The following is a 21,187-nucleotide window of genomic DNA, read 5'->3' as shown; positions in this document are numbered from 1 at the left end:
GCTCAGGAAAAGGCTTTGGGCCTAGGGGAGATTGGGCGCAAGGCTGCTTAGACCCTGGCGGGGCGTCCATTGAATCGTGCCGTCGGTTTCGCTCCAGTAAACGATGCGATTGGGCGCTAAAAAATGACCCTGGGGAGAACCAATGGCGATCGCCTTTTGGGGTTTGAGGGTCTGCCAGATTTTGAAATCGAGATCAGCGGCCTTTGCAATGAGAATGGCCGGATTCCACTGGGCGATAAAGTCGGCGTCGGCGGTTTGTTTACTGAGCAAATAAAAGGCTTGGCCCTGGAGACGAATTTCTAAAATATGCAAATCTTCCTGGAGGAGTTGCAAGCGGATCGGGCCGATACGCTTAGGCTCAAGGGGGCGGAGCATCGTAACCTTATCGGTTGGAGATTGGGGGAGTGAAAAATAATCTTTGACGGGTAATTCACCGGAAAAATCAACGGTTTGGGCGGCGGGGTCGGGGGGCGTCAGGGAAAGCAAGCCATCAATTTGATTGAGGCCGCTGCGACGCAGGAAGGGTTCGAGGGTATATTCCCAAAATCCAGGAGAACCGACATTAATTACCAGGGTTTTACCGCCCGCTTGAGCGACAATTACAGGGGTTTGGCGATCGCCAAAAATTGTTACTTGAGTGGTATTGAAGTGACGATAAACCAGCACTGTAACGAAAAGGATTAGTAAACCGCCGATCAGGGACTTGGCCTGTTTTTGGGCCCAGGGAGAGCGCCAAATCAACAGCATCACTCCATAGAAAACAAGCAGTTGCGGCAAAGGTAGCGCGGCGACACTCGCTTGGCTCCCAGGCAACGCCACAACCTGTTCCACGAGCCAAATCATCCCCCGTAAAGGCCAACCCAGCCCATAGGCGATCGCCCCACCGAGTTCTGGGATGAATAGACCGACAGCACCGCTGACCATACCGCCCAAACTGACTAGGCCAATGACGGGCGATAGCACAATACTGGTGGGGATCGAATAGGTGGCGATCACATTAAATTTGTAGGCCAGTAAGGGTAATGTCCAAATACTGGCGGCAATAGGAATGGCGATCGCCGTTGCCACCGTTGGGGGAAGAAAATCTAGCTTTTTTTGAAGCGGCTCTAGGGTCGTAAACAAACCAAAGGTGGCCAAAAAACTGAGTTGAAAGCCCAAGTCCCACAGCCATAGCGGTTTAATGAGGAGCAACACCGTTGCCGTCACTAGCAAAAGACCAATGGGCTTGACCTTGCGATCAAGCACTAGGGCCACTAAACCCCCCATCCCCATTAAGGCCGCCCGGAGAATCGAAGCCTGGAAACCCGTCAGCAGCACGTAACCAAGTAAAGTTCCTGCCGCGCCATAGAATTGTGTTTTCTCTTCTTGATCACGCAGGAGCCACAGCACGACCCCCAACAACAGCGACACATGAAACCCAGACGCGGCGACGGTGTAGGCCAAGCCCGCTTTGACCCACAAATCATAAATTGCGGGGTCTAAATTGGTGGTCTGACGTCCCAACACCATGGAACTGAGCAAGCTAGCGGGTTTGTCTGGTAAAAATTCCCGATGGCTCCGTTGAATCCGTTGGCGCAGTATTTCTGTGAGCGACTCTTCTCGCCGAATTAATACCGCTTCCCAAGCACTAAAACCCAGAAAAGTATTGTTTTGGCGTAGGTAATCCGGAAAACTGAAGGCAAATTTATTTTGGGGCGGTTGGGGTTTGTATAAACGCCCTGTCAACTGGAGGCGATCGCCAAGCTTAAATTGAGAAAAATCTCCGCTTAACGTGACATATAAATTTTCTCTTTGAGGAGCAACATTTTGCCCTAGGTTTACATTTTGCACCCGAAACCAAAACCGTTGTTTGTCTGGCTCTTGTGTGGTGATGGAGCGGTAAATTTTCCCTTGGATTTCTACGGGACTTTGTAATAAACTGGGCTGACTTTGGGTGAGACTGTAGAGACCATTGGTCGCCGGACGGGGTAGACGCCCTTGACTATAAACTACAGCCAGCAGCATCACCAATCCCAGCATCGGCCAGAAGCGGCGCGGCACTTGCCAGAGATAACGGGGAAGAAAAATTGTTGCGAGGATTGTCCCCAAGGCGATCGCCCCAACCAATAACCCCCACTGCAGCAAAGAAGGTTGCGGGTTCAGTGGCCCCCAAAATCCCGTTAAACCAAGACCAATGAGATATCCAAGACAGAGGACGATACCACGCTGAAAAACCATAGGCAAAGAAAGCAAAGGTACAAAAACTTGCCCACAAGCTTAGCTCGACTTTATCCATGGGAATTAGTGAGGAAACAGTAGAAGGACTCAGAGTAGAAAATTTGTGTGAATCAATGACTATGCCGTTGAGCACCAAGAATGGGCCATCCTCTATATTGCCGTCGATTTTCGCGAGCCATCCCCAAATGAGCGTCATAAAAATCCGCATTGACATTGCTAAAGACCTCCAAGGCAGAACCCTATGCGCGTCATAGTGTTGTTTCCTTCACTCGTGACCAGGGTTGTCCGTTGACTCCCTAAAAAGGCGATCGTCAAGGTAGCCCAAAAATATCACTCCATTTTCATGGCCTATGGGAAAAATCGATAAATCTCTTTCCGATGCAAGAAGCGGGTAAAAATCAATGTATTCTCCGAAAGTTCAATGCCAATGCGATAATCACCTAGCCGGATGCGATAAAAAGTCTGATAGCCTTGCATTTTTTTGAGATTATTAATTTCGTTTAATTGCCCGGCCTGTTTACACTGTAAAATAACTTCTTTGGCTTTTTGGCGAATTTTTTTATCTTTGATTTTTTTGAGATCTTTTTGAAAGCGAGATTCAAACAGTATTTCCATTATTCTTCATCTAACAAAGTAAAGATCCCTTCTTCGCTCACAAAATCATTTTGTCTACCTTCAATGATTGCTTTTCCGAGTCCCACTTCTTCAAGGGCATCAAGGAAAATTTCTCGAATAACTTCCTGACGATTTTGAATCAGATCAATCACAATTTCTGTCAAGAGTTCTTTGGTTTTACTGTCATCAAGTTGGATTTGCATTGTATTTTTATACAGAAAATATATTAATTATCATAACTTCTTTTTTACTTATCGCCTGTGTGGAGAACAGTTAACTCCACAACTTCATCATTTTCTCCATACCGAATAACCACATCATCATCTGTCAATTCATCATCATCACTCGATATTGGAGGATTATAGAAATCAATATAAAGAACATCTATCTCTGCATCATAGAGAAGAAAAAATGAATGCTTTGGTAGATTCTGTAACAAAAGAACAAACTTTAAATAATTAAAGCTTTCTCTAATTACAGGCATATTTAAATTAATAAATAAAAAATTGTGTTACATTTTATTAACGCTCCTACCAGACCTCACCAAGTTAATACTTATTAAGCGAATAACAAAAATCAAAATTAAACAAGCTTTGTTTGATGATTTTAATCAGAGTTGAGACTAGAATAAAATAACTATCTTCAAAAGCTTCTAATATCTCACTCTCCGTATCAAAATAATACTCTGTCTCAACAAAAGGAAAACTAAGGTCAGAGTTGCCATGAATATATTTAGACCGGATTTGATATATGCGATTGATTCTTTTTTTACTAAATGATGCTTTTTCCAAAAATTCATTACCTAAAAAAAGTTTTATTTTATCCAGTAACTGACTTGAAATACTATTACCTTGACCTCTTGCATAAAGTGACTCAATTGCCATCATTGAAAACATCAAATTTGTAAAAGAATTTTTTGACTCATATTGGATCTTTGAAATAGCAATGATAGCGCGATTGATATTATTATGACTACGACTAAGATAAAAGAGATCCGACTCTAGTAAATAGTCCCAAATTTCTTCTAGCGTGATTTTTTCAAGTGTGAACTTTAGATTGCCTTCATGATCTTCAATAGATACATATTGTATTGGCTCTGTTCTAGAGAAAAATTTTTCTTCTATTAGAATATATCCTCGCCCAAATCCATATCTGTTTAAGTAAATACAGTTTATAGACAACATAAAGAGACGATAAACGTACTCTGAAGTACTTGATAAGTCCACCTCTCTCCAAGAAAAAGCATTTTCAGATAAAATTGTCCCCTCACAGCACAAATTTTCAACAGGTTTATCGTAGGATTCTTTTTTAGAAAATGATTCCAACTCAAACTTCAAAATAAGATATTTATATTTTCGAACATCACTATTACGCCATAGCGGTGAATAAGAAGAGTCATCAGTATTGATTAATTCTTGAACTAGCTTATTATCAATATCATCGGAAAAGCCGATTGTAAATTTTCCGCATACATCTTCAAAGTTGATAGCTATACTTTTTTCAGATTCTTTTGTTATTAATTCATCACTACTATTAAATGGTGCCTGAAAAGGTGTAACTATTTTTATATATTTCTTCACGGTGATTTTTGCTGTAAAAGAAACAAGGATTATAGTTTAATGAGATTTTTGAATAGATTTACTTTTGTAGAATGTATCTGCAAAGCGTAACGCACTTTTAATTATTAATAATGAGTACGTTACGCACGGGCTTAATGCACCCTAATAATAAGATTAAGCTTTGGCAAGTTCTTCCTTGGCGGCAGTACTAGCTAAATACTTTTCCAGTTCCGTTAACGCATCCGCATCAACTTTGGTTTGCATCGGGCAGAACTTTGGCCCACACATCGAGCAGAATTCCGCAGTTTTGTAGATGTCTGCCGGAAGGGTTTCATCGTGATACTCACGAGCCCGCTCTGGATCGAGGGACAGTTCAAACTGTTTCTCCCAATCGAAGTTATAGCGAGCATGGGACAACTCATCATCGCGATCGCGTGCCCCAGGACGATGACGGGCAATATCTGCCGCATGGGCCGCAATCTTATAGGCGATGAGACCATTCCGCACATCCTCCGCATCAGGCAAGCCGAGGTGCTCTTTGGGGGTGACATAGCAGAGCATCGCTGTACCGTACCAACCTGCCATGGCTGCCCCAATCGCCGAGGTGATGTGGTCATAACCGGGCGCAATATCAGTCACCAAGGGGCCAAGCACATAGAAAGGTGCTTCAGAGCACTCTTCCATCTGCTTCTTCACGTTGAACTCGATCTGATCCATGGGGACGTGGCCAGGGCCTTCTACCATCACCTGGACATCGTGTTCCCAAGCGCGACGGGTCAGTTGACCGAGGGTTTTCAGTTCAGCGAGTTGCGCCTCATCAGAAGCATCGTGGGTACAGCCAGGGCGCAGAGAATCCCCAAGGCTGAAGGACACATCGTAACGCTTAAAGATTTCGATAATGTCGTCAAAGTGGGTATAGAGGGGATTTTGCTTATGGTGATGCAACATCCAACGAGCAAGAATCCCACCACCACGGGACACAATCCCCGTAATCCGGTTTTTCACGAGGGGCAGATGCTCGATCAAGATCCCAGCGTGGATGGTCATGTAGTCCACCCCTTGCTGGGCGTGCTTCTCGATGATGTGCAGAAAATCATTGGCCGTGAGGTTTTCCATGTTGCCATGGACACTTTCTAGGGCTTGGTAAATGGGCACAGTCCCGATGGGCACCGGTGAGGCTTTGATAATGGCGGTACGAATTTCGTCCAGGTTGCCGCCCCCAGTGGAGAGATCCATCACAGTATCCGCACCATATTTAACGGCCTGTTGTAGCTTGGCTAATTCCTCATTAATTTCGGAGGAGTTGGGGGACGCACCGATATTTGCATTGACTTTGCATTTCGAAGCAATGCCGATACACATCGGTTCGAGGTTGGTGTGATTGATATTAGCCGGGATAATCATGCGGCCCCGGGCTACTTCGTCGCGAATCAAGTCAACGGGCAGATTCTCACGCTTTGCCACGTAGTCCATTTCTTCGGTGATAACGCCTTGGCGTGCGTAGTGCATCTGGGAGACGTTACTTTGACCTTGCCGTTTGGCGACCCAATCAGCTCTCATATTGTTTTAATCCTCTATTAACAGCTTCCCTACGCTGGTATTACCCAGTCTCAGGTTCTAAGGGACTATCTCAGTCTGATTCCTATGACAGACACCCCTAGCTATGGCAATAAATTCTAACATCACTCCTTAGCAAAGTCTTGGGAAGTATGGCGGGGCTGGGATCAGGGTCTGACGGGATTTGGGCAGATTTAAGGATTTTTGGACAGCAGTCTGGAAAATCGCTATTTTCTGGGGAAAAAGCTAAAAATCAACAATTCATCACCGGATGTATGGCGGAACTGGTTACAATGATGGACAAATTTTTCAGGTTAAGATTGCTAATGGGTTAATTAGAATGGGTGGCTTTTTTAGCTATTGTTCTTTTGCACTCGCGATCCGCCTGTCCTAGAACATTCCCGTGGGACAAGGAAAGGGTTGCCCTAGGTGTTTTTGTTTTATTCCCTCTGCGTCTAAAAGGCTATGAATAAAATTTCGGATTGCAGCAATATCTTATTTTCTGTGGATAAGGCCAGGGTTGATCTGGTGCAATTGCAGGCGTTGTTTAATGCGACGGCATTTTGGGCGAGGGAACGCTCTTTGGCGGATCTAGAAACGGCGATCGCCTACAGTGATCCGGTGGTGACGGTGTGGGATGGCGATCGCCTGATTGGGTTTACCAGGGGAACCTCAGATGGTGTCTTTCGGGCGACGGTGTGGGATGTGGTGATCCACCCGGATTATCAAGGGTTGGGCTTAGGCCGTAAGTTAGTGGAAACGCTGATTAGCCACCCACGGATGTGCCGAGTCGAGCGGGTTTATTTGATGACGACCCACCAACAGACGTTTTATGAGCGCATTGGTTTTAAAGAAAATGCGACGACTACCATGGTGCTCCATAACCACGAGCATCCGATCAGCGTGATTACCTGTGCGGTTGAGGAAACTGCCCCATTACCTGCATAGTTTGGTCTTGGTAATGGCGGGTTAGGGTACCCCCGTAGCTCGCCAGCAGCTTTTTGCACAGTTGCCACTTTAGGGCCGGAGAAAATTCAAGGGCTTGGGCCAGTTGTTGGACTTCTTCGAGGCTGGGGCGATCACCTAGGGTTAAATCCGGCACGTGGGTTTCACGCCAAAAGTCCGTGGTCTGGGTTGAGGTCAGTTGAAACGTGATTTTATTGGGTTGTTGTAGCCCGTAACTGAGGTGAATTGTTCCTTGTTCAGCCCGTTGTAGGGTGGTGTCGATGAGGGTGAGGAAAAATTGGTGTAGGTGGTGGCGATCGCCAAAAATATCCAGGGTAGCGCCGACCGGATGGGCAATGGCCAAACACAAATTATTATTCTGAGCTTTCACCCTGAGCAGGCTTTCTAGTTCTGCGAGGAGCGTTTCGAGCTCAAACCACTCCGCCTGTTTAGAACTTTGACCATAATCTAACTTTGAAACGGCGATCGCCAAATCAAGTAACCCCAGTAATTTTTGGCTGGCGGCATAACTTTCGGCAATAAAGGCCCGTTCTTCAGCGGGATTTTCACACAAATCACTCAAAATGAGCTGCTGCAGCCCCATGATCGTGCTCAAGGGCGATCGCAATTCGTGGGCCACTTGGCCAAAAAACCGCGCCTGAAATTGTCCCCACTGGAGGGCGATCGCCAAATCCGTATTCAAAGCAGAAAGACCATTAGACATAACAAAACATAACTATTTTCACAGACTACGAAACGAGCAACGATAAGATGAACCTACATCCTCCAAGATCCTAAGGTTTGGCTGAAATGTTGCGCTATGCTTATTTTCCCGGTTGTGTCGCCCAAGGAGCCTGTCGGGAACTGTACCTCTCCACGGCGGCCCTCACCCAAGCCCTCGACATTGAATTAATCGAACTCAAGCAAGCTGCCTGTTGTGGCTCTGGCACCTACAAAGAAGAATCCCAACTCCTAGAAGATAGCGTCAATGCCCGCAACATCGCGTTGGCTGAATCGCTTAATTTACCCTTACTAACCCACTGCAGCACCTGCCAAGGGGTAATCGGCCATGTCGATGAACGCCTCAAAGCAGCCAAAGACAATAATCCAGATTATTTTTCTCAGGTCAATCATCTCCTGAGTGAATCCCACTGTTCACCCTACAGAGGCACTAGCGAAGTCAAACATCTACTCTGGGCGCTCGTGGGAGATTATGGCCTTGATAAGCTCACCCAAAAAGTAATTAAGCCCCTCCGAGGACTCAAATGTGCCGCCTTTTATGGCTGTTATCTCCTCCGGGTTCAAAATAGTCTTCCCTTTGATGACCCTGTCCAGCCCCATTCTCTGGAGTCTGTTTTCTCGGCGGTTGGGGCAACGCCAATTATCTATGATGGTCGCACCCAATGCTGTGGTTGGCCCCTCTCTAGTTATGCCACAGAACAAGCGTTTCGTCTTGCAGGGAAACATCTACAAGCGGCGATCGCCGCCGGGGCAGATTGCCTTGTGACCCCCTGTCCCCTCTGTCATCTCAATTTAGACTCGCGCCAACCAGAAGTCGAAAAAGTCATTGGCCAGAAATTAGGGATTCCTGTGCTCCATTTGCCCCAATTAGTGGCTCTTGCATTGGGTATTTCTCCTAAGGAACTCGGCCTCGGCAAACATATTGTTTCCACGAAGCCGCTCCTCGAAAAATTGGGTTTTTAAGAAAAGAGTCAAATGTTTATTCGTAGTGACTCCACATCCGCAAAATTTTAATCATTCTCTCGGATTCTAAAACTTGGTAAACCAGACGATGTTGAATATTGATGCGGCGTGAATAATAGTCTTTTAAATCGCCCACTAATTTTTCGTAGGGAGGTTGATAGGGGTTTTCTTGGAGAATTCCCAGAAGTTTTTGAACTTTTGGCTTCAAACCAGCAGATGCAATCTTTTTGGCATCTTTAGCTGCTTGCTTTGACAAGATTATTTTCCAGCTCACCAGTCCAGATTCTCCAAGGCAATGCATTCTTCTAGAGGTTCTCTAGCTGCCTCTTGAATGGATGCCTTCATGCCTGGAATATTGACTAAATAAAGGGTTTCTTGGATCGCGTCCCAATCAGCTTGTGAAATCATCACAGCTTTATTGTGTTCACTAGAAATCACAATCGGTTGATGGCTATCAGCAATTTCATCAATGAGTCGCTGGAGTTTATTTTGCGCTTCTTGAACTGTGAGCAAATCCATCGCTTTTTTTCGTGGGCTTTAAAATTATTCCTAGTATATCTTTTTTGCTAGATAAACCAGTGATCAAAAAATCGGCCTCAGAAAATATTTTGTTTCCACGAAGCCGATCCTCGAAAAATTGGGTTTTTAAGCAGTAATCAAGGTGGCGATCGCCTGATTTAAAGTTTCACTAGGACGCATGGCCTGACTCGCTTTTTCAGAATTAGCAAAATAGTACCCATCAATATCAACCGATTGACCTTGAGCCGCATTTAACTCCGCCACGATCTTGTCTTGGTTTTCCGTTAAGGCTTGGGCTAAGGGGGCAAATTTCGCTTTTAATTCGAGGTTTTTGTCCTGTTCCGCTAAGGCTTGGGCCCAATACATCGCCAGATAAAAATGGCTGCCCCGGTTATCAATTTCGCCCACCTTGCGGGAGGGAGATTTATCGTTGTTGAGGTACTGACTGTTGGCTTTGTTTAGGGCCTCTGCCAAAACGAGGGCATTTTCGTTGCCTGTTTTCTGGGCGAGGTCTTCGAGGGCAACGGCGATCGCCAAAAATTCTCCCAGGGAATCCCACCGTAAGTGGCCTTCTTCGAGGAACTGTTGGACGTGCTTCGGTGCAGAACCGCCTGCGCCCGTTTCAAACAAACCACCCCCAGCCAGCAACGGCACAATCGAGAGCATTTTAGCGCTCGTACCCAGTTCGAGAATGGGGAATAAATCCGTTAGATAGTCCCGCAGCACATTTCCCGTAACCGAAATGACGTCCTGACCAGTTTTAATTTGGGCACAGGTAAATTTCATCGCATCCACTGGCGGTAGGATGCGAATATCCAAGCCACTCGGATCATGCTGGGGTAAATACTCTTTAACCTTAGCGATAATTTTGGCATCGTGGGCGCGGTTTTCATCTAACCAAAATACGGTGGGATTCCCTGTGAGGCGAGCGCGATTAACGGCCAATTTCACCCAATCTTGGATCGCCACATCCTTGGTCTGACACATCCGCCAGATATCGCCTTTTGCCACGGGATGCGCCATTAGAATATTGCCCTGCCCATCAATGACGCGCACTTGACCAGCGGCGGCAATTTCAAAGGTTTTATCGTGGGAACCGTATTCTTCGGCTTTTTTCGCCATTAGTCCCACGTTGGCGACACTGCCCATGGTTTTGACGTCAAAAGCACCATTTTCTTGACAGAATTCAATGCAGGCCTGGTACATGGTGGCGTAACAGCGGTCGGGAATCATCGCCTTCGTATCGTGGGGTTTCCCGTCGGCTCCCCACATTTTCCCGGAGGTGCGAATCGCTGCCGCCATCGACGCATCAATGATCACATCACTGGGCACATGGAGGTTGGTAATGCCCTTGTCGGAATTGACCATCGCCAAACGGGGTTGCTTGTCATAAACCGCTTGGAGATCTGCTGCGATCGCCGCTTTTTCTACTGGGGGAAGATTGGCAATTTTGGCGTAAACATCCCCTAAACCGTTATTGGGGCTAACACCTAAGGCTTGGAAAGTATCGGCATATTTCGCAAAAACGTCCTTGTAGTAAACGGTGACGGCGTGACCAAAGAGAATCGGATCAGACACCTTCATCATCGTCGCTTTGACGTGCAGGGACAATAAAATATCCTCGGCTTTAGCGGCGGCGATTTCTTTTTCATAGAAAGCACGCAGGGCCTTGACGCTCATCACCGCAGCATCGACCACCTCACCCGCAAGCACGGGAATGGCTTCTTTGAGAACGGTGACGGTGCCATCGGTGCCTTGATGTTCAATTTTCAGGGTGCCCGCTTGTTCAATAACGACCGATTGTTCACTGCCATAGAAATCTCCCTCATCCATGTGGGCGACGTGGGATTTGGAGTCTTTTGTCCATTCCCCGACTTTGTGGGGATTGTGCCGGGCATATTCTTTAACGGCAGCGGCGACCCGGCGATCGCTATTGCCTTCCCGCAGCACTGGGTTTACGGCACTACCGAGAACTTTCGCATATTTCGCTTTAATCTCCTTCTCTGCCTCGGTTTTAGGGTCAGCGGGATAATCCGGCACGTTGTAACCCTTAGTCTGTAATTCTTTGATCGCTGCCGTCAATTGGGGAATGGAGGCACTAATATTGGGCAATTTGATGATGTAGGCGTCGGGAGTTTTTGCGAGAGCACCCAATTCAGCGAGGGCATCGGGGCGGCGTTGGTCGGCGGTGAGATATTCCGGAAAATTCGCAATGATCCGCCCAGCGAGGGAAATATCCTTAGTTTCCACCTCAATATTGGCCGCAGTCGTAAAGGCTTCCACAATGGGGAGTAGGGAGTAGGTCGCCAGTGCGGGGGCTTCGTCGGTAAAAGTGTAGGTAATTTTCGAGGTCTGGTTGCTCATATCGCTTAGGCGTCGTGTCACGGAATGTTTCTCAGCCTAAATGATACATGGCACAGGGTCTAGCCTTGACGCTTCTCCGTCTGGAAATGCTGATAGGGGTCACGCAAAAGGCGATCGCCATCGTTTAGCCGGAGCCAAAGGGGGCGATCGCCAATCTGTTTAGAAATGAAAAATAAAATTAGTCCAAAAAATTAGGCGTGGGTTTTAGAACAGGCCCAAAGTCAAAGACTCATCAATGGGGAAACAAGCACCCGCACCGAGCCAGAGGGTGACCGCAGTCCCAAAGAGGAAAACAGCCATCGCCACCGGACGACGGAAGGGGTTTTGGAATTTGTTGACGCTTTCAATGAAAGGCACCATCATCAAACCCAACGGAATCGCCCCCTGACAAGCAATACCCAGCAGTTTGTTGGGCAGTACCCGGAGGATCTGGAAGACGGGGTAGAGGTACCACTCCGGCAAAATTTCCAGAGGTGTTGCGAAAGGATTACCCGGTTCACCGATCATCGCTGGATCGAGAATCGCCAAGCCGGTAATTAAACCGATGGTTCCCGCAATACAGATGGGGAAGGTAAAGAGAATGTCATTGGGCCAAGCCGGCTCACCATAGTAATTGTGTCCCATGTTTTGAGCCAGTTTTGCCCGGAGTTTTGGATCGCTAAGATCCGGCTTTTTCATGATAGACATGAGTAAAAGTTCTCCTCAACAAGAACGTTGTTTTGAGCAAACGGAAAACCTGATCCTTACAAAGGACCAGAAATACCTTGCTTACGGATCATGAGGAAGTGGGCCAACATGAAGACCGCAATCAACCAAGGTAAAACAAAAGTATGAAGACTGTAGAAACGGGTTAGGGTTGCTTGGCCAACGCTTGCGCCACCCCGGAGCAACTCAACCATTTGGTCGCCCACGACAGGAATCGCCGCAGGTACACCAGACACAATCTTGACCGCCCAGTAACCAACTTGGTCCCAAGGCAAGGAGTAACCAGTTACACCGAAGGAAACGGTGATCGTCGCCATGATGACCCCAGTAATCCAAGTCAGCTCACGGGGACGCTTAAAGCCACCGGTGAGGTACACCCGGAAAATGTGGAGAATCATCATTAAGACCATCATGCTGGCAGACCAACGGTGGATCGAACGGATCAACCACCCGAAGTTCACTTCATTCATGATGTATTGAACGGAAGTAAATGCCTCTGCTACGGTGGGCTTGTAGTAGAAGGTCATTGCGAATCCAGTGGCGAACTGGATAATGAAACAGGTAAGGGTAATACCACCCAGACAATAGAAGATATTGACGTGGGGGGGAACGTATTTACTAGAAATGTCGTCAGAGATCGCTTGGATTTCTAGTCGTTCGTTAAACCACTTATATAATTTGGAGTCGGTAACTTCTTTTGTAAACATGAAGCCTGATTAGAAACGAAAAATCTCTTTACAAAAATGTAACACAGCTTGCTCTGTCAAGTGGTGAAGTAACAGGATTATCGGGCTTTTTGGCGGATATGACGCTAATGGCGTTAGGGCAAATTTTTGTTGATGGCGATCGCCCCAGGATAACCTCAAAAACCGTCAAAGGGCTGTTAATTTCGCTATAGTGTTAAAAATAATCAAGTATTTTTCATAAAACTCGACGGATGCTGAGAAAACGTTTACAGGCTGGTCTTTGCAGTCTTTTGCTGGTGTTGGTATTGGTCTTTGGGCCTATGGAGCGGGCGATCGCCTTTACCGACGAACAAGATTTACTGCTCCAGGCCTGGCGTTACGTCAGTCAAGCCTACGTCGATGAAACCTTTAACCACCAAAATTGGTGGCTCATCCGGCAAAAATTCCTGAAGCGGCCTCTCAAAACCCGCGACGAAGCCTATGAAGCTGTGGGTGAAATGTTGGCCCTCCTCGATGATCCCTACACGCGTCTATTGCGCCCAGAGCAGTACCGCAGCCTAAAAGTCAGTACCTCTGGTGAACTGTCGGGGGTCGGTTTACAGATCAATGTCAATCCAGAAGTCGATGTTTTAGAAGTGATTTTGCCTCTGCCTGGCTCCCCAGCAGAAGCGGCTGGCATTGAAGCAAAGGATCAAATCTTAGCCATTGATGGCATTGACACCCGCAATATTGGCCTTGAGGAGGCGGCGGCAAGAATGCGTGGCAAAAAAGGCAGCACCGTTTCTCTCACCGTAAAATCTCCGCAAACAGACACGGTACGCACCGTCAAAGTGACCCGCGACACCATTGCCCTAAATCCTGTCTATGACAAATTAGATGAAAAAAATGGCGAAAAAGTGGGTTACATTCGCCTCAATCAATTCAGTGCCAACGCCAAAACAGAAATTATTAAATCCCTGAATCAGCTGCAAAAACAGGGAGCTGACCGCTATGTCCTCGACCTGCGCAATAATCCCGGTGGTTTGCTCCAGGCTGGCATCGAGATTGCACGCCTCTGGCTTGATCAAGAAACCATTGTGTACACAGTTAACCGCCAAGGTATTTTCGAAAGCTACAGTGCCGTGGGCCAACCCCTCACTAATGCGCCCCTGGTCGTCCTTGTGAATCAAGCGACGGCTAGCGCCAGTGAAATTCTAGCCGGGGCACTCCAGGACAATGGTCGGGCGGTGCTCGTGGGCGAGAAAACCTTTGGAAAAGGGCTGATTCAATCGCTGTTTGAATTGCCAGATGGGGCAGGCATGGCCGTCACCGTCGCGAAATATGAAACTCCCCTCCACCATGACATTAATAAGTTAGGAATTATGCCCGATGAGGTGGTGCCCCAGGAGCCAATCGGCTATGGGATGATGGGTAGTGAGACGGACCTACAATATCAAGCGGCCCTCGATCTATTGACCCAAGACCAGGCGATCGCCCAAATTTCTCAAGTTTCTTAGACCGTCGAATCAACAACGGCAGGCTCCGTCACTTGTTGCTGCGATGTTTGTTGTGCCGCTAATTGCTTTGCCTCTGTCGGGACAAACACCATCAGGCCTGCGGCGATCACGAGGAAATTTCCCCCCAAGACCACGGCAGTCAGTCGATTATCCTGGAGCCAATGTTCCATGATCCAGCCAAAGCCCAGGGAAACAGCGATTTCTGGTAACACAATAAAAAAGTTAAAAATGCCCTGGTAAATGCCCCGTCTCTGGGTCGGTAAAGCGTAGGTCAAAATGGCATAGGGGATCGCTTGGGCACTGGCCCAGGCCAAGCCAAAACCAACCATCGAAGGCAAAAGCAGCCAGGGTTGCTGAATTTTTAAGAGGGCAATCAGACTAAAGCCACCACACAAAAGACAAATGATGTGGATCACCTTGCGACCAACGCGACGGGTTAACCAGGGTAACAGGAACGAGAAAGGAATACAGACGGCATTAAACACCGCAAAACAAAGCCCTGCCCATTCAATGCCTTGGTTATAGAGGGTTGACTGAATATCCACAGCCCCAAAAATATTCCGGGCCACCGCTGGCGGGAAGTAAATAAAAAAACAAAAAATTCCTAACCAGGTAAAAATTTGCACCCAAGCAAGTCGATACATCGTCGGTGGCATTTGTCCCAACACTTGCCAGGTTTCACTGAAACTCTGGCGGATACCACCCCGTTTTTCCTTGAGTTGGTCGAAGCGGTCTAAATCCGGGGGAGGAGTTTCTGCAGTGGTCAGCACCGTCCACAAGACTGTACTAAGAAAGAGCCCGGCACCAATATAAAAAGACCAAGTGACGGATTGGGGAATTTGCTGAGCTGGGCCGGTGGCAGAATTTACAGCGAATAAGTGACTCAGGAGCCAAGGCAACATCGAAGCGGCGATCGCCCCTAAACCGACCATCACACTCTGCATGGCAAACCCTTTTGTCCGTTGCTGTTTGGGCAAGAGATCCCCAACGAAAGCCCGGAATGGCACCATACTCGTATTAGCGCTGGTATCTAAGATCCAGAGGAGTCCTGCCGCCATCCAAAGGCTGCTGCATTGGGGCATCAGGACTAACGCCATCGACGCCAAGAGAGCCCCCACGAGAATATAAGGGCGACGACGTCCCAGGGGAGTCCAAGTGTGATCGCTTAAATTGCCAATGACCGGTTGTACCAAAAGACCCGTTAGGGGGGCGGCCAACCAAAGAATAGGAATGCTGTGGGCGCTGGCGCCGAGATGTTCAAAAATAGAGCTCATATTTGCCATCTGCAGGCCCCAACCAAACTGAATCCCAAGGAAGCCAATGCTCATGTTCCACAGTTGCCAGGCATTAAACTCTTGTTTGTGTTGCGGGGAATTGTCCGTTGAGGGGGTTGCGATGGTTGGATTTTGGGAAGATTTTTCTTCCCCAGTAAAAGCCATATAAAATTCTCCAGTTGCCGAGCGATCGCCCTATGAATGTATGAATGAATTTGAGGACTGGAGGACTATCGCCCATTGATTGTCATAGTTTCATTCTAGCGGCCCGACTTAGTCGCCCCAGGGAAATCGCTGTAATGCTTAGGAGTAAAACTTCTGATTAGTGCAGGGTTGTTCTAAAACACTGATCATTGTCGGGAGCATCTCCACCATCGGCGCGGGTTTCATTTCGCCGCGAAAATCCAGAATTTGGACGAGCAGTAAATAGGCGATCGCCAACAAAAGAGAAATCGCTCCCGTAATAATAGCGGTCAGTTTTCCGCGTTGCATGAATTTGGCCTCGCTTCGTTAATGCACTATGATTGTAGATTGGATTACTTATTATAAAAATTACTAGGAGATCTTTTGTATGTCTCGTAAGTGCCAGCTTACCGGCAAGAAAGCCAATAATGCGATGGCGGTGTCCCACTCCCACCGTCGGACGAAAAAGCTACAAGAAGTTAATTTGCAGTGGAAAAGAGTCTGGTGGCCCGAAGGCAATCGCTTTGTCCGCCTACGTCTTTCCACCAAAGCCATCAAAACCCTTGAAAAGAAAGGCATCGATGCCATGGCTAGAGAAGCTGGTATCAACCTTAACAAACTCTAAGGTCAAAAACGCCAGTTCTTTATTACTTTCACCAGACTTCCATGGGTTGCTATGGAGGTCTTCTTTATTTATTTCTAAATTTTAAAAAATTCAGTTCTTTTTCGCACCTCACCACTTCGCCACTATACTAGCCAACAATTCAGTCAAAACAAAAAAGAGGGGCGATCGCCCCCCATTACGCCAAATATTTAATTAAACCTATCTAGACCTTTGCATGGACTTTCAGGGGTTCTGAGGTCGTACTTTGGTTCCACTTAGAAGTACAGAGGATTCGGGAGCGATCGCAGCGATCCACATATTTCTTCGCGATTTCTGTGACCTCTAACATCAATCCCTTATCGAGCTTGGTCGGTTCTAGGCCCATATCGAGGAAACACTGATTATCCACATACAGTTCGTTCTCTGCTGCTTCATTCCGGGGATTTTCTAAATATTGAATTTCCGCCCCAGCGATATTCGCCACCATCTGCGCCAGATCCCGGACGCGGTGGGTTTCCGTCATTTGGTTGAGAATTTTGACCCGTTCCCCTTTCGCCGGAGGATTACTGATCGCCAGCTCAACACAACGCACCGTATCTTGAATATGAATAAAAGCACGGGTTTGGCCGCCAGTACCATGGACAGTCAACGGATGGCCCACGGCTGCCTGCATCAAAAAGCGATTCAGCACGGTGCCATAGTCGCCATCATAATCAAAGCGGTTGATGAGCCGCTCGTCCATTGCTGTTTCTGCGGTGTTGGTACCCCAAACAATCCCTTGGTGCAAGTCAGTGACGCGGACTTGGTCGTTTTTGTTGTAGTAGGCAAAGAATAGTTGATCCTGGGTTTTGGTCATGTGATAGATGCTGCCAGGATTTGCCGGGTGCAGAATTTGCTTCTCGATCACTTTGCCTTCTTCGGTGACCACCTGAACATCGAGGTAGCCTTCGGGGATCTTCATCCCAGCGGTACCGTAACCATAAACCCCCATGGTGCCGAGGTGTACCACGTGGATATCAAGGCCGGATTCCACAATGGCGCAAAGTACGTTATTGGTTCCGTTTAGATTGTTATCGACGGTATAACGCTTGTGCTTGGGAGACTTCATGGAGTAAGGCGCGGCCCGCTGTTCGGCGAAGTGAACGACCACATCCGGTTGATAGTCAACGAATAGCTTGAGAAGCTGGTCATATTCGTGGGCAATATCGAAGTTGAAGAACTGAATTGTTTTGCCAGTGAGTTCTTTCCATGCTCTGAGCCTGACCGACATTGGGCTAATCGGCGTCAGTGATGTTACTTCCAGTTCGTTATCAATATTTCTTCTGGAAAGGTTATCAACAATAACAACATCATGACCTGTTTTCGACAGATGCAATGCTGTGGGCCAGCCGCAAAACCCATCTCCACCCAGAACAATAATTTTCATGGATTCAACTCCTTAGGTTTTTTATTTTGGTGCTTTAAAAAGTAATGTGCATGGTGTGTACTCCCGGAAAATTTTTTGGGGTTCATGGTACGCCATACATATATTCCCGAGTTTGTAGAAAAGGATGACTTCAAAGGGGATGTCGGGTATTTGGATCAAAACAAAATGCTCGAAATTAAAGCAAATCGTTGAAATCATCCCACATTATAGACGGTTGGGTCGTTCCCTGAGATCATCTTGCACGGGGTTAATGGACTTTTAATCCAGGCTAGCGTAAGGATAAATCGCTGTTAATCTGGGCTTAAAACCTAGGGGCTGACAAATTATAGGCAAGGCGATCGCCACCTAATGCCCTTGGCCTAGAGCAAATGGGGAAACTCAGACTCCCCGGCGACAACAATGCGATTGCGCCCCTGTTGTTTGGCTAAATAGAGAGCTTGGTCAGCTTTTTTCACAAACGTTAGGGGTTTTTCCTGGCTCTGGGGAATACCACTAACAACACCAAGGCTGACGGTAACAATTGCCTCATTTATCTCCGTTGCATTGTGGGCAATCTGAAGCTCTAAAACAGTTCGTCGAATCCGCTTGGCGACAATAGTTGCGCCTTCCTGAGTCGTATTCGGTAAGACAACCACAAACTCCTCTCCCCCATAGCGAGCCACCAAATCTGCCGGTCGTTTGAGGAGGTGTTTCACTGCTTGGGCAATTTGAATCAGACATTCATCTCCCTGTTGGTGACCATAGGAATCGTTGTAGCGCTTGAAGTAGTCCACATCAAAAAGAATTAAAGCGAGGGGTTTTTGCTCGCGGTAGAGACGATGCCACTCCGCCGCGAGCCGTTGATTAAAACAACGTCGGTTGGCAATTTGAGTTAAACCGTCTAAATGGACTAATTTTTGTAATTCTTGGTTGGTCTGCCGGAGGAGTGCTTCACTGCGACGTAATTCTTTTGTTCTTTCTAAAATGAGCTTTGTGGAATTATCCAGAGCTTTCTTTAGGGAAGCTTGGGCGCGGCTCCGTTCTTCAACGACTGCCGAGAGGAGCAGAGAACTGAGGGCAAATACCCCCATAAAGGACTGTAAAAACAATAAAGATTGATTTTGGGACTCTAAAACAAAGACACCCAAACCATGGGCAGTTGTATAAATAGCCAAGATAGAAACAATGCTGACCAATAGGCTTGACACAAAAGCACCGTAACGAAATACTGTCCAATTTAAGATCAGGAGCAATAGGTAAGCAACGGGATAACTTTGAATAAAAATACTCCAGCTCACACTGATGAAAACAGCTAAAATCAGCAACATCTCGATGACATGGTAGGGGATTTTTCGGCTAAAAAAGTCCTTCCCCAGGAGAATTACCGGGGTGAAAATCAAGTGAGCCAAAGTGCTCGCCAGCCACCAAGTAAACCAATTTAAGCCATACTGTCCCCATTCCATACGTTCTGCAAACACAATACTGGTGACACCAATGAATGCAGAGGCCATTGGCGAAAGGGTTGCAGCCGTGATGTAAGTTAAAACGCCCCGAACTTGATTAAAAAAGTGTCGGCTCTGGGAATATTTTTTTAGGATAAAACGAGCCAACAGAGGCTGTACTAAATTGCCAGCAATGCAACCAAAGTTAACCCAAAAGAAAGCCTGAATACTAATATTTGGATCCCGTTCGATCAAATCAAAAGAAATAACCCAAAGGGAACCTAGGGCGATGCTCGGTAAGATTTTATTACCAAAAAGAAGAGTTAAACCCAATGTCAATCCCGAAGGAAGCCATACTGAAGCGACGGTTCCCGGCAGGGTGGTAAAAACTAGACTGATTTCCGCGGTCCAGGCATAGGCGATCGCCAAGCAGATATTGAGGCCGAACCATCGCAGCCATCGACTGTGTAGCAGTCGGAGAAAATCCATAGTACCAGTAATTGGGGAGAAGCGTTAACAAGAATTAAACAGCAAAAAGAGACTGGTTTCTACCAGCTCAAAATCGGTCTTGTAATAGGTTATCGGGGCTTAAAAAGATAGTCTGTCAAATAACAATATAGTCATCATAGGTGAGAAATTGGGTTTCAAAAAATATGATTTTTATGAGTTTTTAAGGTGGAGAAAGACGACGACGGCGTGGCACTAAATGTCGCGGAATTTCCCAATATTGACTAGCTTGCCCAAGGGGATACCATAAAGCATCAGTTTGGGTGATATAAATTGTTTTTTGGGGGAGCAAATCCGGCTGAATGTCTAAGGTGTGAATAATTTCTTGGGCAATTTTTTGGGCCAAGAGCGGCAGCACAGCATTACCAATTTCCCGGAAGCCATGCCAAACCTTGCGATGAAACTGAAACCAATCGGGGAAGGTATGTAGGCGGGCGGCTTCGCGAATCGAAATGCAGCGGGGAAGTTGGTAATGAATCGGCCTGGGAGCCGTAAAGGAGCCTTTTTCGGTGGGGGTACCGGCCCGCAGAGTATTACTGAGACCCTGGGCATCTAGCTTAAAGAGGCGACTAATGACTTCTTTTGTGCCGGGGGGAGTGGCTTGGAAACGGGCTTGGATTTCGGGTTGATGCTGAGAACCAAGGTGGCCCCAGAGCAGATTTTTCTCTAGCTGACGGGAATGGCAATGGCGAAACTGCTCATGGAGTGATCGCCCAAAAGTCCCTGGGGGTTCGGGAGGGACAATGCCCCGGTCAATGTCTGTAAAAACAGGGATAGTTTCTAAATCGGCGATCGCCTCGTGGACAGTGACATAGGGTGCTAGGCCGGGGCCATGGCTCGGCGTTGGATAGGCCACCGGGGGGACATCCCGACGATATCCCAAGAGAATTAAGCGTTTACGTCGTTGGGGAGCGCCGTAGTCAGCACCATTGAGCACCTGGGGGGGCAAAACATGGTAGCCAGCCTCCCCTAAAGATTGGCAAAGCTGTTTTAGCATCCCTTGGTGACGTTGCCCAGTCAGGCCCTGGACATTTTCAAAAATGAAATATTTGGGTTGAATATCCCGCAACAGACGGACATATTCAAAGATCAATTGATTGCGTGGGTCACCCAATTGTCGTTTGCCTATCACCGAAAATCCCTGGCAGGGAGGGCCACCCGTGAGTAAATCAATGTCTGCCGTTGGATAGCCACGCCGTTCGATGGCTTGGCGCATTTCTGGCCATTGCAGGTGACGAATATCCCGGCAAAAGGTGACGCCATAGGGAAAATTGACTTCGTGAACGAGGGCATGGACGGGATCAATCTCTACCGCTGCGACCACATCAAAGCCCGCCGCTTCTAGCCCCAGGGACATTCCGCCGCATCCGGCAAACAAATCAATGGCTAGGGGCCTTTGGTTCAC

The 21,187-nt window shown here is 47.3% G+C and carries 21 protein-coding genes and 1 riboswitch; of the genes, 4 read left to right on the top strand and 17 right to left on the bottom strand.

The annotated features are described in order from the left end of the window. Positions 1-21 precede the first annotated feature (21 nt). The 6 genes from AACT35_RS13175 to thiC all read right to left on the bottom strand — a co-directional run bounded on the left by AACT35_RS13175 (position 22) and on the right by thiC (position 5,951). A complete protein-coding gene (locus tag AACT35_RS13175) occupies positions 22-2,217 on the bottom strand; it encodes a ComEC/Rec2 family competence protein (protein ID WP_099238153.1) in 2,196 nt (731 codons plus the stop codon). A gap of 348 nt (positions 2,218-2,565) precedes the next feature. Continuing rightward, a complete protein-coding gene (locus AACT35_RS13170; protein ID WP_030007578.1) occupies positions 2,566-2,832 on the bottom strand; it encodes a type II toxin-antitoxin system RelE family toxin in 267 nt (88 codons plus the stop codon). Continuing rightward, positions 2,832-3,035 (bottom strand): ribbon-helix-helix protein, CopG family, encoded by a 204-nt coding sequence (locus AACT35_RS13165; RefSeq protein ID WP_173867219.1) that lies wholly within the window; start codon positions 3,033-3,035, stop codon positions 2,832-2,834. Before AACT35_RS13165 ends, AACT35_RS13170 begins: the two co-directional genes overlap by 1 nt. A gap of 44 nt (positions 3,036-3,079) precedes the next feature. Further along, on the bottom strand, positions 3,080-3,316 hold the full coding sequence (locus AACT35_RS13160; RefSeq protein WP_099238151.1) for a DUF2283 domain-containing protein: 237 nt from the start codon (positions 3,314-3,316) through the stop codon (positions 3,080-3,082). A gap of 64 nt (positions 3,317-3,380) precedes the next feature. Continuing rightward, positions 3,381-4,412 (bottom strand): HEPN domain-containing protein, encoded by a 1,032-nt coding sequence (locus tag AACT35_RS13155; protein WP_099238149.1) that lies wholly within the window; start codon positions 4,410-4,412, stop codon positions 3,381-3,383. A 153-nt stretch (positions 4,413-4,565) separates the two neighbouring features. Next, positions 4,566-5,951 (bottom strand): phosphomethylpyrimidine synthase, encoded by a 1,386-nt coding sequence (gene thiC / locus AACT35_RS13150; protein ID WP_012306459.1) that lies wholly within the window; start codon positions 5,949-5,951, stop codon positions 4,566-4,568. Between the two features lie 9 nt (positions 5,952-5,960). Then, positions 5,961-6,060: riboswitch (TPP riboswitch) on the bottom strand. A gap of 353 nt (positions 6,061-6,413) precedes the next feature. On the opposite strand from thiC, the gene AACT35_RS13145 reads away from it, so the two are divergent. After that, the gene (locus AACT35_RS13145) at positions 6,414-6,896 is read left to right on the top strand and encodes a GNAT family N-acetyltransferase (protein ID WP_030007571.1); all 483 of its coding nucleotides are present in this window, start codon (positions 6,414-6,416) and stop codon (positions 6,894-6,896) included. On the opposite strand, the gene AACT35_RS13140 is transcribed toward AACT35_RS13145, so the two are convergent. Further along, the gene (locus AACT35_RS13140; RefSeq protein ID WP_099238147.1) at positions 6,856-7,617 is read right to left on the bottom strand and encodes a histidine kinase dimerization/phospho-acceptor domain-containing protein; all 762 of its coding nucleotides are present in this window, start codon (positions 7,615-7,617) and stop codon (positions 6,856-6,858) included. The two genes, AACT35_RS13145 and AACT35_RS13140, sit on opposite strands and share 41 nt — an antisense overlap. A 77-nt stretch (positions 7,618-7,694) precedes the next feature. Between AACT35_RS13140 and AACT35_RS13135 the strand changes: the two genes are divergently transcribed. Further along, the gene (locus AACT35_RS13135) at positions 7,695-8,597 is read left to right on the top strand and encodes a CoB--CoM heterodisulfide reductase iron-sulfur subunit B family protein (protein WP_371410749.1); all 903 of its coding nucleotides are present in this window, start codon (positions 7,695-7,697) and stop codon (positions 8,595-8,597) included. Positions 8,598-8,613: 16 nt separating this feature from the next. On the opposite strand, the gene AACT35_RS13130 is transcribed toward AACT35_RS13135, so the two are convergent. The 5 genes from AACT35_RS13130 to petB all read right to left on the bottom strand — a co-directional run bounded on the left by AACT35_RS13130 (position 8,614) and on the right by petB (position 12,892). After that, a complete protein-coding gene (locus AACT35_RS13130; RefSeq protein WP_254903391.1) occupies positions 8,614-8,898 on the bottom strand; it encodes a Txe/YoeB family addiction module toxin in 285 nt (94 codons plus the stop codon). Further along, positions 8,868-9,116: a type II toxin-antitoxin system Phd/YefM family antitoxin gene (locus AACT35_RS13125; RefSeq protein ID WP_030007568.1), complete on the bottom strand. Its 249-nt coding sequence runs from the start codon at positions 9,114-9,116 to the stop codon at positions 8,868-8,870. Before AACT35_RS13125 ends, AACT35_RS13130 begins: the two co-directional genes overlap by 31 nt. A 126-nt stretch (positions 9,117-9,242) precedes the next feature. Continuing rightward, complete coding sequence (locus AACT35_RS13120) at positions 9,243-11,501, bottom strand: NADP-dependent isocitrate dehydrogenase (protein ID WP_254047958.1); 2,259 nt, start codon at positions 11,499-11,501, stop codon at positions 9,243-9,245. 183 nt (positions 11,502-11,684) lie between these two features. Further along, positions 11,685-12,167: a cytochrome b6-f complex subunit IV gene (gene petD, locus AACT35_RS13115; protein ID WP_012306469.1), complete on the bottom strand. Its 483-nt coding sequence runs from the start codon at positions 12,165-12,167 to the stop codon at positions 11,685-11,687. A gap of 56 nt (positions 12,168-12,223) precedes the next feature. Further along, complete coding sequence (petB, locus tag AACT35_RS13110; RefSeq protein ID WP_012306470.1) at positions 12,224-12,892, bottom strand: cytochrome b6; 669 nt, start codon at positions 12,890-12,892, stop codon at positions 12,224-12,226. Positions 12,893-13,122: 230 nt separating this feature from the next. Here petB and ctpA point away from each other — a divergent pair, with 230 nt between their 5' ends. Next, complete coding sequence (gene ctpA, locus AACT35_RS13105; protein ID WP_173867218.1) at positions 13,123-14,367, top strand: carboxyl-terminal processing protease CtpA; 1,245 nt, start codon at positions 13,123-13,125, stop codon at positions 14,365-14,367. Here ctpA and AACT35_RS13100 read toward each other — a convergent pair. Continuing rightward, positions 14,364-15,806, bottom strand: coding sequence for an MFS transporter (locus AACT35_RS13100; RefSeq protein WP_099238143.1), 1,443 nt, complete (start codon positions 15,804-15,806; stop codon positions 14,364-14,366). The genes ctpA and AACT35_RS13100 overlap by 4 nt on opposite strands. A gap of 138 nt (positions 15,807-15,944) precedes the next feature. Next, the gene (locus AACT35_RS13095; RefSeq protein WP_065713655.1) at positions 15,945-16,133 is read right to left on the bottom strand and encodes a hypothetical protein; all 189 of its coding nucleotides are present in this window, start codon (positions 16,131-16,133) and stop codon (positions 15,945-15,947) included. 79 nt (positions 16,134-16,212) lie between these two features. On the opposite strand from AACT35_RS13095, the gene rpmB reads away from it, so the two are divergent. Continuing rightward, positions 16,213-16,449: a 50S ribosomal protein L28 gene (gene rpmB, locus AACT35_RS13090; RefSeq protein WP_099238141.1), complete on the top strand. Its 237-nt coding sequence runs from the start codon at positions 16,213-16,215 to the stop codon at positions 16,447-16,449. A gap of 202 nt (positions 16,450-16,651) precedes the next feature. Here rpmB and AACT35_RS13085 read toward each other — a convergent pair whose 3' ends face one another. From AACT35_RS13085 to AACT35_RS13075, 3 genes are all read right to left on the bottom strand, one after another. After that, entirely contained in the window at positions 16,652-17,854 is a 1,203-nt protein-coding gene (locus tag AACT35_RS13085; RefSeq protein WP_065710302.1) for an NAD-dependent epimerase/dehydratase family protein, read from the bottom strand. A 359-nt stretch (positions 17,855-18,213) separates the two neighbouring features. Beyond that, a complete protein-coding gene (locus AACT35_RS13080) occupies positions 18,214-19,764 on the bottom strand; it encodes a sensor domain-containing diguanylate cyclase (RefSeq protein ID WP_099238139.1) in 1,551 nt (516 codons plus the stop codon). Between the two features lie 181 nt (positions 19,765-19,945). Next, complete coding sequence (locus AACT35_RS13075; protein ID WP_099238137.1) at positions 19,946-21,187, bottom strand: DNA cytosine methyltransferase; 1,242 nt, start codon at positions 21,185-21,187, stop codon at positions 19,946-19,948.

The sequence above is a fragment of the Synechococcus sp. BDU 130192 genome (assembly GCF_963876085.1).
Taxonomy (GTDB): Bacteria; Cyanobacteriota; Cyanobacteriia; order Cyanobacteriales; family MRBY01; genus MRBY01.
This window is presented reverse-complemented; position numbering and strand designations above follow the sequence as displayed.